11 protein-coding genes are annotated in these 13154 nt (G+C 64.2%); 6 read left to right on the forward strand and 5 right to left on the reverse strand.

What is annotated here, in order from left to right; all coding sequences use genetic code 11:
* Nucleotides 1-92 precede the first annotated feature (92 nt).
* The 6 genes from ACWPN5_RS22375 (at nucleotide 93) to ACWPN5_RS22400 (ending at nucleotide 6956) form a co-directional block, all read left to right on the forward strand.
* Nucleotides 93-1154, forward strand: coding sequence for a flagellar motor protein MotB (locus ACWPN5_RS22375; protein WP_492297432.1), 1062 nt, complete (start codon nucleotides 93-95; stop codon nucleotides 1152-1154).
* Nucleotides 1155-1385: 231 nt separating this feature from the next.
* Nucleotides 1386-2852, forward strand: a complete 1467-nt coding sequence (locus ACWPN5_RS22380) for a circularly permuted type 2 ATP-grasp protein (RefSeq protein WP_145672733.1) — start codon at nucleotides 1386-1388, stop codon at nucleotides 2850-2852.
* Nucleotides 2849-3826: an alpha-E domain-containing protein gene (locus ACWPN5_RS22385; protein WP_145672734.1), complete on the forward strand. Its 978-nt coding sequence runs from the start codon at nucleotides 2849-2851 to the stop codon at nucleotides 3824-3826. The genes ACWPN5_RS22380 and ACWPN5_RS22385 overlap by 4 nt, the downstream gene beginning before the upstream one ends.
* A gap of 93 nt (nucleotides 3827-3919) precedes the next feature.
* Complete coding sequence (locus ACWPN5_RS22390) at nucleotides 3920-4660, forward strand: arginyltransferase (protein WP_145681030.1); 741 nt, start codon at nucleotides 3920-3922, stop codon at nucleotides 4658-4660.
* 224 nt (nucleotides 4661-4884) lie between these two features.
* Nucleotides 4885-5424, forward strand: coding sequence for a TRAP transporter small permease subunit (locus ACWPN5_RS22395; RefSeq protein WP_145681031.1), 540 nt, complete (start codon nucleotides 4885-4887; stop codon nucleotides 5422-5424).
* Between the two features lie 20 nt (nucleotides 5425-5444).
* The gene (locus ACWPN5_RS22400; protein ID WP_145681032.1) at nucleotides 5445-6956 is read left to right on the forward strand and encodes a TRAP transporter large permease; all 1512 of its coding nucleotides are present in this window, start codon (nucleotides 5445-5447) and stop codon (nucleotides 6954-6956) included.
* A gap of 121 nt (nucleotides 6957-7077) precedes the next feature.
* Here the strand turns inward: ACWPN5_RS22400 and ACWPN5_RS22405 are convergent, their stop codons facing one another.
* From ACWPN5_RS22405 to ACWPN5_RS22425, 5 genes are all read right to left on the reverse strand, one after another.
* Nucleotides 7078-8175, reverse strand: coding sequence for a TRAP transporter substrate-binding protein (locus tag ACWPN5_RS22405; RefSeq protein WP_014198296.1), 1098 nt, complete (start codon nucleotides 8173-8175; stop codon nucleotides 7078-7080).
* A gap of 475 nt (nucleotides 8176-8650) precedes the next feature.
* On the reverse strand, nucleotides 8651-10921 hold the full coding sequence (gene parC, locus ACWPN5_RS22410; RefSeq protein ID WP_492297435.1) for a DNA topoisomerase IV subunit A: 2271 nt from the start codon (nucleotides 10919-10921) through the stop codon (nucleotides 8651-8653).
* An 18-nt stretch (nucleotides 10922-10939) separates the two neighbouring features.
* Nucleotides 10940-11665, reverse strand: a complete 726-nt coding sequence (recO, locus tag ACWPN5_RS22415) for a DNA repair protein RecO (RefSeq protein ID WP_492297437.1) — start codon at nucleotides 11663-11665, stop codon at nucleotides 10940-10942.
* Nucleotides 11666-11847: 182 nt separating this feature from the next.
* Nucleotides 11848-12081 carry a hypothetical protein gene (locus tag ACWPN5_RS22420; protein ID WP_145681035.1) on the reverse strand — a complete coding sequence of 78 codons (234 nt, stop codon included), beginning with the start codon at nucleotides 12079-12081 and terminating at the stop codon, nucleotides 11848-11850.
* Nucleotides 12082-12123: 42 nt separating this feature from the next.
* Nucleotides 12124-13107, reverse strand: coding sequence for a hypothetical protein (locus ACWPN5_RS22425; RefSeq protein WP_492297439.1), 984 nt, complete (start codon nucleotides 13105-13107; stop codon nucleotides 12124-12126).
* Nucleotides 13108-13154: the final 47 nt, after the last annotated feature.

Genomic DNA, 13154 nt, shown 5'->3' on the forward strand with positions numbered 1-13154 from the left:
TAAGGATAACCATCCACCTTTCGGGTGCGCGCACTGGCCACGAACTCCCGGCCACGGAATTCCCGACCACAAGGCCCACTCAGCAAGGCTTCATGTCAGCGAACCCGTCCGGCGGCGAACAGCCGATCATCATCAAGAAGAAGAAGGGTGGCCATGGCGGCCACCATGGCGGCGCCTGGAAAGTCGCCTACGCCGACTTCGTGACGGCGATGATGGCCTTCTTCCTGCTGCTGTGGCTGCTCAACGTCACCACGTCGGACCAGCGCAAGGGCATCGCGGACTATTTCTCGCCCAGCTCGGTCAGCCGCGAAACCTCCGGGTCCGGCGGCATGCTGGGTGGGCGCACCATCACGGCGCCCGGCGCCCAGATGTCCCCCTCCTCCCCGATGTCGGCCGACGTCCCGGTCTCCGGCCCGCCCGGCAATTCGACCCAGGAGGACGATGAGGCGAACGACCCGACCGACGCCGCCCCGCCGCCGCCCGCCTCGACCGCCGAGCAGAAGTCCAACGAATCGCGGCTCGACTACCAGAAGCGTCTGGAGGAGCAGGCCAAGCAGCTCGGCATTCCCGGCCAGAAGCCGGGCGAGCGGCTGTCCGACTTCGCGGAACGGGTGAAGGAGGGCGGCGAGAAGCTGCAGGACGCCCAGAAGGAGGCCCGCCAGTTCCAGCAGGCCGCCACCGAGATCCGCCAGGCCATCCAGTCCGTGCCGGAGCTGGAGCCGCTGGCCCAGAACCTGATGATCGACCAGACGCCGGAAGGCCTGCGCATCCAGATCGTCGACCAGGACCGCGTCTCGATGTTCCCCGGCGGGTCCGGCCAGATGTACCCGCAGACCCGCCAACTCGTCATGCAGGTGGCCAAGGCGCTCGCCAAGCTTCCCAACAAGCTGTCGATCAGCGGCCACACCGACGGCATCCCCTTCACCTCCGGGGCCGGGCGCGACAACTGGGACCTCTCCACCGAGCGCGCCAACGCCACCCGCCGCGCCCTGATCGCCGGCGGCATCCCGGAGGAGCGCGTCCAGGACGTGATCGGCCGCGCCGACCGCGACCTGTTGGTGCCCGACCAGCCGGGCAGCCCGCGCAACCGCCGCATCAGCATGGTGCTGCTGCGCGAAAGCAAGACCACACCCCCGCCCGCCGCGACGAACTGATACCAAAGCCGATGCGGCGCTGGTACCAAGGCGTTAGTTCTTTGCCTTTGAACGTACCCCTTCTTGTTTTGTCGATGCGCCGCACAACGCGGGGAATGTTTGCCCTGTTCAAATGGCGAAGCGATGGTTCATACTTCGCGGCAGACACCATTGCCACACGGCATCGGTCAATCAAGGGCGTTAGCTGCGGGGGAGTCTGTGAGCGTACCCGAAGGCAAGGCGAATGACCTTTTGACGAACTATGATCCCGGCCTTTACTACGACGAATTGTTCGGAGGCCGTGATTATCCAGCCGAGCACTCGGCGCTGATCCGGCAGAGACTGGCCGGTCTGAACTTCGGGGATTTGTTGAGGCGGTCGCAGGACGCCGAACGTGAACTGTACAATCTGGGCATCACCTTCCTCGTTTATTCGAACAAGGACGCGGTGGACCGGATTCTTCCCTTCGACATCATTCCCCGGGTGATCTCGGCCAAGGAATGGGCGCATCTGGAGGCGGGAATCACCCAGCGCGTCACGGCGCTGAACCTGTTCCTCCACGACATCTACCACGACCAGAAGATCCTGAAGGACGGGGTGATCCCCGCCGACCTCGTGCTGGGCAACGGCTGCTTCCGGCCGCAGATGGTCGGGCTGGACGTGCCGTTCGACACCTACATCCACATCATGGGCACGGACCTCGTCCGCGACCGCGAAGGGACCTTCCGCGTGCTGGAGGACAACGGGCGCGTGCCGTCCGGCGTGTCCTACGTGGTCGAGAACCGCCATATGATGCAGCGCGTGTTCCCGGACCTGATGCAGGACATCGGCATCCGCCCGGTGGACAATTACGGGCACAAGCTGCTCGACGCGATGATGGAGATCGCGCCGCAGGACGTCGCCGACCCGCAGGTCGTGCTGCTGTCCCCCGGTTCCTACAACTCCGCCTATTTCGAGCACATCTTCCTGGCGCGCGAGATGGGCGTGCCGCTGGTCGAGGGCCGCGATCTGGTGGTGGAGAACGACCGCGTCTACATGAAGACCACCAACGGTCTGGCGCGGGTCGATTCGATCTACCGCCGCATCGACGACGCCTTCCTCGACCCCAAGGCCTTCAACCCGGACAGCATGCTGGGCGTGCCGGGCATCATGGAGGCCTACCGCAAGGGCAACGTGGCGCTGGCCAACGCCATCGGCACCGGCGTGGCGGACGACAAGGCGATCTACTGCTACGTCCCGCGGATGATCAAATACTACCTGGACCAGGAGGCGATCATCCCCAACGTGGACACGCGCATCTGCCGCGAGGCCGACGCGCTGCAGTACACGCTGGACAATCTGGACAAGCTGGTGGTGAAGCCGGTCGGCGAGGCCGGCGGCTACGGCATCACCATCGGCCCGCGCGCCAGCAAGGAGGAGTTGGCGGATTGCCGGGCCAAGCTGCTGGCCGATCCGTCCAACTACATCAGCCAGCCGGTGGTCGACCTGTCGGTCTGCCCCACCGTGACCGACGACGGCATCGATCCCCGCCACGTCGATCTGCGCCCCTTCGCCATCACGGGCAAGAACACCTGGGTGCTGCCCGGTGGTCTGACCCGCGTGGCGCTGAAGAAGGGCACGCTGATCGTCAACTCGTCGCAGGGCGGCGGGTCCAAGGACACCTGGGTTCTCCAGGACGGGGGGCCCCAGGATGGGTCACAGGAAGGGAGCGCGTCGTGAATCTGCTGGCCCGTTACGCCGAATGCATTTTCTGGATGGCGCGCTACATGGAGCGCGCCGAGAATCTCGCCCGCATCCTGGACGTGCATGAGACCTTCGCGCGCGACACGCGGGGGATGACCAACTGGTTCTCCATCGTCCAGCTCAACGCCGACGAGAAGGACTTCTTCAGCCGCCACGACCGCCCGACGGCGGAGGCGGTGGTCCACTACTACATGTTCGACACCCAGAACACGAACTCGCTGGTGTCCATGCTGCGCATGGCGCGGGAGAACGCCCGCGTCCTGCGCCCCTGGATCTCCACCGAGATGTGGACGCAGATCAACGTGTTCCACAACAAGCTGGTGGAGATGAACGGCAAGGGCGTCGCGCTGCCCAACCTGTCCAAGGTCTGCACCTGGATCAAGGAGGAGTGCCAGACCCACACCGGCATCACCGAGGGCACCTTCTACCGCGACCAGGGCTGGTACTTCTACCAGCTCGGCAAGTACATCGAGCGGGCGGACCAGACGACCCGCCTGCTCGACATCAAGTATCACACGCTGCTGCCCTCCCCTGTCGTGGTCGGCTCCACGCTGGACATGAGCCAGTGGACGACGGTGCTGCGCTCCGCCGCCGGGTACCACGCCTTCCGGCGCGTCTACCCCCGCGGCATGTCGCCGACCACGGTCGCCGGCTTCATGATGTTCAACGAGGGATTCCCGCGCTCCGTTGTGATGTGTGTGCGACAGATCGACGGCCTCTTGACCCGCCTGAAGTCCCGTTACACCCTGCGCAACGGCAGTGAGGCGATGGAGAAGGTGGACGAACTGCTCGGCGCGCTGTTGGCCCGCCCGATCGAAGAGGTGATCCAGCTCGGCCTGCACGAGTATCTCGACGGCGTGCAGGCCCAACTCTGCGGGATCACCATCGAGATCGGACGCGCCTTCTTCGGCCAGGACACCGTCCCGATGACCCAGAGCCAGTCCCAGTAAGCTTCGTTACCGTAACCTCCGTTCAGCACCCTCTCCAGCCGCAGACCCCCAACAGCCGGCCCCCGGGCCGGTGATCCAGAAGTCAGCCAGCCGATGTCGGTCATCCAGCCGCAACTCCGCCCGCTCCAGCAGTTCTTCCGGTCCGGGCCGATGCCCTGCCCCTATCTGCCGGGCCGGGTGGAGCGCAAGCTGTTTACCCGGCTGTTGGGGCCCTATTCGGCGGAGGTCAACTCCACCCTGTCGCGCGCCGGCTTCCGGCGCAGCCACGACATCGTCTACCGGCCGGTCTGCCCGAACTGCCAGGCCTGCGTCCCGGTCCGCATCCCGGTGGCCGCCTTCGTCCCCACCCGGTCGCAGAAGCGGGTCCTCCGGGGCAACGGCGACCTGACGCTGGCGGAGGCGCCGGCCGCCGCCACGACGGAGCAGTACCGGCTGTTCTCGCTCTACCAGAACTCCCGCCACGGCGAATCCGACATGGCGCGCATGGCCATGGCCGATTTCGCCGCGATGATCGACGAGGGCCGGGCCGACACCAGCCTGTTCGAGGCGCGCGACGCGGAGGGGCGGCTGGCCGGCTGCATGCTGACCGACCGGCTGACCGACGGCTATTCCGCGGTCTACAGCTTCTACGATCCCCGCCAGGACCGCCGCAGCCTGGGCAGTTTCATGATCCTCAGCCTGCTGGAGCGCGCCCGGGCGGATGGCCTTCCCTACGTCTATCTCGGCTATTGGATCGCCCAGAGTCGCAAGATGGCCTACAAGGCCAAGTTCCGTCCGCTGGAGGCGCTGGGCCGCGACGGCTGGTTCCGCCTGCCGAACGATCCGGAAGACTGACCGACCGACCGCCGGATTGACTGTGATCGGAGACTATTGGGGCAATCACGTATAAAGGCTTTCAAGCTCTTGCGCTGCCGGGGCCACCTGCGGAATATTGCCGCAGCAAACACCCCATGGTGTTACCATAAAAGATTGAACCGGCGCCCAGCGCCACCGTTCACAGGGCAACAAAAGGAACGGACGGGGATACACCCGTTCCAAACCAACAGGGAGGCTCTCCGTTGAGGTTCCTGCTCCGAATCAGCGGGCTGATCGATGCTGTCAACGACGGCGTCGGCAAACTCGTCTATTGGCTGGTGCTGGTCGCCGTGATTGTCAGCGCCGGCAACGCGACCATCCGCTACAGCCTCCATTACAGCTCCAACGCCTGGCTTGAGCTGCAATGGTACCTGTTCTCCGCGATTTTCCTGTTGTGCTCGGGCTACACGTTCCTGCGCAACGAACACATTCGCATCGACATCGTGCTCGGCCGCTTCTCCAGGCGCGTCCAGTGCATGGTGGACATCTTCGGGATCCTCTTCTTCCTGTTCCCGATGGCCATCCTGATCATGTGGCTCTCCTGGCCGATGTTCTGGGACAGCTTCATCACCAAGGAAATGTCGAGCGACGCCGGCGGCCTGATCCGCTGGCCGGCCAAGATCCTGGTTCCCGCCGGTTTCTTCCTGCTGACCATGCAGGCGGTGTCCGAGCTGATCAAGCGCGTCGCTTTCCTGGCCGGTCTGATTGACCAGCCCGGCGAGAAGATGCACAGCCACTCCTAAGAGACCGGGAACCACACACGATGGCCGCCTTCCTCATTGAGAACATGGCGCCGCTGATGTTCGCGGCGCTTGTTCTTTTCCTTTTGATGGGTTTCCCGGTCGCCTTCGCGCTCGCCGCGAACGGCCTTCTCTTCGGTCTGATCGGCATCGAGCTGGGTCTGCTGACGCCGGCGCTGTTCCAAGCGCTGCCAGAGCGCGTCTTCGGCATCATGCGCAACGACACGCTGCTGGCCATTCCCTTCTTCACGTTCATGGGCCTGATCCTCGAACGATCCGGCATGGCCGAGGACTTGCTCGACACGGTCGGGCAGCTCTTCGGCCCGCTGCGCGGCGGTCTGGCCTATGCGGTGATCTTCGTCGGCGCGCTGCTCGCCGCGACGACCGGCGTGGTGGCCGCGTCGGTCATCTCGATGGGCCTGATCTCGCTGCCGATCATGCTGCGCTACGGCTATGACCGCCGTCTGGCGTCGGGCGTCATCGCGGCGTCGGGCACGCTGGCCCAGATCATCCCGCCGTCGCTGGTGCTGATCATCCTGGCCGACCAGCTCGGCCGTTCGGTCGGCGACATGTACGCCGGCGCCCTGGTCCCCGGCCTGGTGCTGACCGGCCTCTACGCCGGCTACATCCTGGTCGTCAGCATCGTCCGCCCGGAGTTCGCTCCGGCCCTGCCGCCGGAGGCCCGCTCCCTGCGCGGCTTCCAGCTGCTGTTCCGGGTGCTGACCTCGCTGGTGCCGCCGCTGGTCCTGATCTTCCTGGTGCTGGGCACCATCTTCCTCGGCATCGCGACGCCGACGGAAGGCGGCGCCATGGGTGCCGCGGGCGCCATGATCCTGGCGCTCATCAAGCGGCAGCTGAGCTGGTCGCTGATGCGTCAGGCGATGGACACGACGGCGAAGCTGTCCTCCTTCGTCATCTTCATCCTGATCGGCTCGACGGTCTTCGGTCTGGTGTTCCGCGCCGTGAACGGCGACCTGTGGGTGGAGCATCTGCTGACCAGCCTGCCGGGCGGCGAACTGGGCTTCCTGATCGTCGTCAACATCATGGTCTTCCTGCTCGCCTTCTTCCTCGACTTCTTCGAGCTGGCCTTCATCATCGTGCCGCTGCTCGCCCCGGTCGCGGAAAAGCTGGGCATCGACCTGATCTGGTTCGGCGTCCTGCTGGGCGTCAACATGCAGACCTCCTTCATGCATCCGCCCTTCGGTTTCGCCCTGTTCTTCCTGCGAAGCGTCGCTCCACGGGAGGATTACAAGGACAAGATCACCGGGAAGATCATCAAGAAGATCACCACCGGCCAGATCTACTGGGGCGCCGTGCCGTTCGTCTGCATCCAGCTGATCATGGTGGCGCTGGTCATCATGTTCCCGGAGATGGTCTTCTCCGGCCTGGACCGCGGCGAGCCGATCGATCTGGACAACGTGAAGATCGAGATTCCGGCCTTCGACTCGGGCGAACCGCCGCCGCCGTTCGGCGCGCCGGAACAGCCCGCCGAGGACCCCAACGCCGACCTCATGAAGCAGTTGCAAGGCAAGTGACCGGTCCTTCCCTCCACCCCCGCTTGGCGGGGGTGGAACCCGGATCGGAGAACGGCCGGATCATCGGCAACAAAAAAAGCCCCGCTTCCGCGGGGCTTTTTCGTGTCCGGCCTCTTTCCCCTTACGACTTCTTCTTCGGCGTCGGCGCGGAGTAAACGAAGTTGTCGAAGGTGTTCTCGGCGACGCGGAACCACAGGTATTCCTCATCGCGGAACTTGCGCCACTGCTCGTAGACCTTGCGGAACTTCTCGTTCTTCGCGGCTTCCTCCTCATAGACATCGAAGGTCGCCTGGTAGCAGGCCTGCAGGATGTCGCGCGGGTAGGGCTTCAGCACGGTGCCGGCGCCGACCAGACGCTTCAGCGCGTGCATGTTCACCACGTCGTACTTGCCGACCATGTCGGCGGTCGCGTCGGCGCAGGCTGCTTCGAGAATCGCCTGGTAATGCTTGGGAAGCTGCTCCCACTGCGGCAGGCTGACGAGGAAGGACACCTGCGGCCCGCCCTCCCACCAGCCGGGGTAGTAGTAGTATTTGGCAACCTTGTTGAAGCCGAGCTTCTCGTCATCGTAGGGGCCGACCCACTCCGCCGCGTCGATCGTGCCCTTCTCCAGCGCCGGATAGATGTCGCCGCCGGCGATCTGCTGCGGCACGACGCCCAAGCGTTGCAAGATGGTGCCGGCATAGCCGCCGATGCGGAACTTCAGGCCCTTCAGGTCCTCCACCGTCTTCAGCTCATTGCGGAACCAGCCGCCCATCTGGGTGCCGGTGTTGCCCGCCGCGAACTGGACGATGTTGTAGCCTTTGAAGAACTCGCGCATCAGCTCCATGCCGCCGCCGTGAGTCATCCAGGCGTTCTGCTGGCGGGCGTTCAGGCCGAAGGGCATCGCCGCGTCGAAGGCGAAGGTCGGGTCCTTGCCGACGTAATAGTAGGAGACGGTGTGGCCGCACTCCACGGTGCCGTCCTTCACGGCGTCCAGCACCTGCAGGCCGGGAACGATCTCGCCGCTGGCGAAAGTGCGGATCTGGAACTTGCCCTCGGTCATCTCGGCGACGCGCTTGGCCACCCGCTCGGCGCCGCCGTAGATGGTGTCCAGGCTCTTGGGAAAGCTCGACGCGCAGCGCCACTTGATCTCGGGGTTGCTCTGCGCGATGGCGGGGGCGGCCAGCGTGCTGGCGGCGACACCGACACCGGCGCTGGTGATGAAGGTACGGCGTTTCATGGCGGTCTCCTTGGGTCCTCTCGTCCCGGCGTGGGCGCACACCGCCGTTCCTGCCCCCGCAAAGGGGTGCGGCGTGCGAACCGAAAGGCTGTTGTTTTTTTGAGGAAGTTGTCTGGCAACGCCGGATCGACGTCACCGTGCGGGTCACGGACCGGGGCTGCCGGGGCCGATGGGCCGCCGTGCCGCCGCTGTGCCTTCACACGGATCTGTGGTGACCATGCGCGTGCCTCCCTGTCGCCCGGTGTTCCTCCGGCCCCGGATGCCCCATTCGGGGCACCGCTTCGGTCGGCGGCACCGAGTTCGTTTTGATACGTTCACTATGCCGGAATCGCGGGTCAGAGTTCAAGTCCGAGCATGGCTGAACCCTACCAATTCGGGAACTTTCCGTCGGAAATTCCGCCAAAAGTGAAACGGGGGGCCGAAAACCCCCCGTTTGCGCGCAACGTTAGGTGTATAGGTTCGGGAAACGGCCGGCTTACGTGAAGCGGTTCACCTTGGGGAAGCCGTTGGGCGGCATCTTGCCCACGCCGGCGCGGTTGCCCAGCCAGCCGGTCAGGTTGGTGACGTTGAACTGCCGCTCGCCGTGCTTCCAGCTCAGCCCTTCGGCGATGGTGAAGACCTTCAGGTCGGACAGGCTGCCGTCCTTGTACTTCTGGAGCTGCACGCCCTTGCCGCGGGCCATCACCGGCACCTGCTCCAGGGGGAAGACCAGCAGCAGGCGGTTGTTGCCGATAACGGCGACATGGTCGCCCTCCGCCGGGATGCAGATCTTGGCGTCCTTGTTGTCGTCGGGATTCAGGACCTGCTTGCCGGAGCGGGTGTGGGCGACGACCTCGTTCTCCTCGACCTGGAAGCCGCGTCCGTCCTCCGACGCGACCAGCAGGCGGCGGTCGGGCTGGTGTTTGAACAGGGTGATGATGTCCGCCTCGTTGCCGAGATCGATCATCAGCCGCACCGGCTCGCCGAAGCCGCGCCCGCGCGGCAGCTTGTCGGCGGACAGCGTGTAGAATTTGCCGTTGGTGCCGAAGACGAGGAGCTTGTCGGTGGTCTCGCAATGGACCCAGAAACCTTCCTTGTCGCCCTCCTTGTACTTCACGTCGAGACGCTCGGCGTCGGTCAGATGGCCGCGCACCGCGCGGATCCAGCCCTTCTGCGAGCACAGCACGGTCAGCGGCTCGCGCTCCACCATGGCGTCCACGGGGATGTCGATGACGGCCGTGGCCTCGGCGACCTGCGTGCGGCGGTCCTCGCCGAAGCGCTTGCGCGTCTCCTCCGTCTCCTTGCCGATGGTCTTCCAGCGCAGGCTCTCGTCCGCCAGCAGCTCGCTCAGGCCGGCGCGCTCGGCGGTCAGCGCGTCGTTCTCGCGCTGGATCTCCATCTCCTCCAGCTTGCGCAGGTTGCGCAGCCGCATGTTGAGGATGGCCTCGGCCTGCACCTCGGTCAGGGAGAAGGCGCGCATCAGCGCCTGCTTGGGCTCGTCCTCCTCGCGGATGATGCGGATCACCTCGTCCAGGTTCAGATAGGCGATCAGGTAACCGCCCAGGACCTCCAGCCGATGATCGATCTTGGCCAGCCGGTGGCGGGACCGCCGCTCCAGCACCTCCATGCGGTGGTCGAGGAAGGCGTCCAGCACCTCGAACAGGTTCATCACGCGCGGGACGTTGTCCTTGTCCAGCACGTTCATGTTCATGGCGAAGCGGACTTCCAGATCGGTCGTCTGGAACAGCGAGGCCATCAGGACCTCGGGGTCGACGTTGCGGCTCTTCGGCACCAGGACGAGGCGCACATCCTCCGCCGACTCGTCGCGCACGTCCTCCAGAAGCAGCAGCTTCCGGTTGGTCAGAAGCTCGGCGATCTTTTCGACCAGCCGGGCCTTCTGCACCTGATAGGGCATCTCGGTGACGACGACCTGCCACGTGCCCTGCCCCAGCTTCTCCACCTCCCACCGGGCGCGCAGGCGGAAGGAGCCGCGGCCCGTGCGGTAGGCCTCGACCACGTTGGCGCGCGGCTCGACCAGCACGCCGCCGGTCGGGAAGTCCGGGCCGGAGATCAGGGTGACCAGATCCTCAATCTTCGTCGGGGCCGGCTTTTCCTTGCCGGCCAGCGCCGCCTTGACGCAGTCCAGCTTGTGCTTCAGCACCAGCCGCAGGGCGGAGCAGAGCTGGGCGGCGTTGTGGGGCGGGATGTTGGTCGCCATGCCCACGGCGATGCCGCTGGAGCCGTTGGCCAGCAGGTTGGGGAAGTTGGCCGGCAGGACCGCCGGTTCCTCCCCGTCACCGTCGTAGGTCGGGCGGAAATCGACCGCGTCCTCGTCGATGCCTTCCAGCAGGGCCTTGGCGACGTCGGTCAGGCGCGCTTCGGTGTAGCGCATGGCCGCGGCGTTGTCGCCGTCGATGTTGCCGAAGTTCCCCTGCCCGTCCACCAGCCGGTAGCGCACCGCGAAGTCCTGCGCCAAACGGACCAGCGCGTCGTAGACGGAGGTGTCGCCGTGCGGGTGGAACTTGCCGATCACGTCGCCGACCACGCGGGCCGACTTCTTCGGCGGGGTCGAGGGGTCGAGGCGCAGCTGGCTCATGGCGTAGAGCAGACGCCGGTGCACCGGCTTCAGCCCATCGCGCACGTCGGGCAGCGACCGCGCCATGATGGTGGACAGCGCGTAGCTCAGGTACCGCTCGCTCAGCGCGTCGCGGAGCGGCTTTTCCTGGATGTCAAGGACGGGGTCTTGGGCAGGGTCTCGGGACGTCATGGCGTGTGGATACCAAATCTAGCGGCCACGCGCCACCGTGTTCTCGCAACGTTCTCTTAATCGCAGTCTTGCCGGCGGCAGCGGGCCGTTGAGCAGATGGCGCTCCAGGAAATGGCCGGTCAGGCGCAGCCCCTCCCCCACCGCCTGCGGCCCGCCGCCGCCCAGCCCGATGAGGAATCCGGGCAGCGGCAGCAACCGGTCGCGGTAGGGCTCCCCGGCCGAGGCCGACACCGCGCGGCCGGTGCGCGGGCTGACATAGGCGAGGTAGTCGTTGGTCCCGGTGACCGCGCAGCGGTCGAGGTCGAGCCCGAATCCAAGCTCGGCGAGCAGCCCGACCTCCCACCGCACATAGGACTCGGCCCAGGCGTCGCTGCCCAGCAGACCGAACAGCGCCAGCAGCCCATCGAACAGCGCGGGGTGTGGCTGGTGCTCCGGCAGGGCGGCTTCGGCCAGCGCGCAGGCGGCGGTCAGGGTCGCGAGTCGCAACGGATCATCGAGAAAGGCGGCGGAATAGCCATGCACCGCCTCCAGCGTCAGGGTGCCCAGATGCTCGGGCAGGCGCGCGCGCCAGCGCGCCGACACCAGCGTGCCGGGTTCCAGCGCCGCCCGCGTGCGACTCGACCGCCCGCCCATGACCATGCCGGCGTGCCGCCCATGCTCCCGCGTCAGCAGGGTGACGACCGCCGAGGTCTCGCCATGCGGCCGCGCCGACAGCACGACGCCCTGATCGGACCATTCCATCACATGTCAGCCCTGGGAAAGGCGAAGGCCATGCCGCCCCTCCGTTCGTGTGCCCCCGCATCCATATGCCGCGTCGGCAGGGGCACTGTCGCGCCAAATCGACTGTTCTTCAAAATAGTCAAAAAAAACCATCGCCCGCCGAACAGCAGACGTCAAAATCAATAAAGGCAATTTTCCAAATACGCCTAAGATGAAGAATCCAAAAGCGCCGAAATACTGTTTATGTTGTATGTTCTGTGCATGTCTATATCGTGGGCGCCTTCCGTACCCTTCACGGTCACGAAGACCTTGAAGGATGTCTCGTCCTCTGACTGAACCTTTATCGGCTCCACCCTTACCGTCAACCGGTCCTGGTTGGAGCGCGGGGGCTGGGATAAGCCGAGAGGCACATCCGCATCGCCGCTGACATCGATCTCCATCGAACACTCCATGGATCGCATCACAAGAAAAACAGACGATACCTAGTCAACCCTTGCAGGGAAAGCAATAAGCCTTCTGTGGGAAGCCATGTGGCTTTTCGTCTGGCTAAGAACCGTATAAAGCACATCCGCGTAGGCACTCGCCAGCTCTGGACAATATCTTCTGTCAAATGCGCGGCTGCTCTCACAATCCACACAGACGAATCCCCAATAGTCATCTTGAACATGACCTTGCAGAGACGGCTTATTTTCCGGGGTCTTTTCATACTTTATACCATCCCCGTATTGAAATCGGATTGGCACGGCAAGCGTGCTCTTGAAGGGCAGCTTCCATCCGACAACCTTGGAAAACCCCAGGAACGTACGGATCTCTGGCTCTCCGACGATTGAGAACGCCCCGTTGTGATACTTATGGATTCGCCACTCCCGGATCAGATTGTTTCGAAGATAATATCGGCTGCAACCATCCAATCCGTAAAATATGTTCTTCAAACTCGTAAATTCATGAAGGGACATGGGCCTCATCGCAACCGACCGTCGCTTCGATGAGAGAATGTCCTCCTTGACAACCGCGACAAGAAATTTGTTGTCTTCGCCCTGCTTCTGCAGCTCTTTTATAGAAACTCGGCAGTGCTTTCCGGTGATCAGGGTAAAACAATTTGCGAGACTGCTGGCGATGTTGGAAAGAAGCTCATCAAGGCTTGGATCCTGCCCCAGATGAAGCTCCGCCACATAATCGCGGGCGATATGGCAGGCATAATGCAAATGAAGAACCGCTTGCGCGTAGCGATGAAGCTTCTGCTGCTCGCGAACAATGATATAAAACAAGGACGCCAACAAAAGAGAGACAACGGAAACCGCATACACCACCCCGACCCAATCCTGCGGAAACCAAACCGGGGACACAAACAAGCTCAATATGGAGGCCAGTCCAGCGGCAACCGCGAACCAGGAAGAGGCATGATCAAAATTCTTCTTGGGGAGCTGCTCTCGGTAGGCAGCTCTTTTTGTATTCGAATTTTCCATCCGGCAACCCATGAAAGCGTAGTTTTTTCAAAGATACGCAAACATAC

The sequence above is a fragment of the Azospirillum sp. UENF 211521 genome, assembly GCF_058780535.1.

Excerpts from the sequence above, each read along its gene's own strand:
- ACWPN5_RS22400 (WP_145681032.1), top strand. The coding sequence starts at position 5,445 with ATGGCCGCCTTCCTCATTGAGAACATGGCGCCGCTGATGTTCGCGGCG.
- ACWPN5_RS22390 (WP_145681030.1), top strand. The coding sequence starts at position 3,920 with ATGTCGGTCATCCAGCCGCAACTCCGCCCGCTCCAGCAGTTCTTCCGG.
- ACWPN5_RS22425 (WP_492297439.1), bottom strand. The coding sequence starts at position 13,107 with ATGGAAAATTCGAATACAAAAAGAGCTGCCTACCGAGAGCAGCTCCCC.
- parC (WP_492297435.1), bottom strand. The coding sequence starts at position 10,921 with ATGACGTCCCGAGACCCTGCCCAAGACCCCGTCCTTGACATCCAGGAA.
- ACWPN5_RS22405 (WP_014198296.1), bottom strand. The coding sequence starts at position 8,175 with ATGAAACGCCGTACCTTCATCACCAGCGCCGGTGTCGGTGTCGCCGCC.
- ACWPN5_RS22375 (WP_492297432.1), top strand. The coding sequence starts at position 93 with ATGTCAGCGAACCCGTCCGGCGGCGAACAGCCGATCATCATCAAGAAG.
- ACWPN5_RS22420 (WP_145681035.1), bottom strand. The coding sequence starts at position 12,081 with ATGGAGATCGATGTCAGCGGCGATGCGGATGTGCCTCTCGGCTTATCC.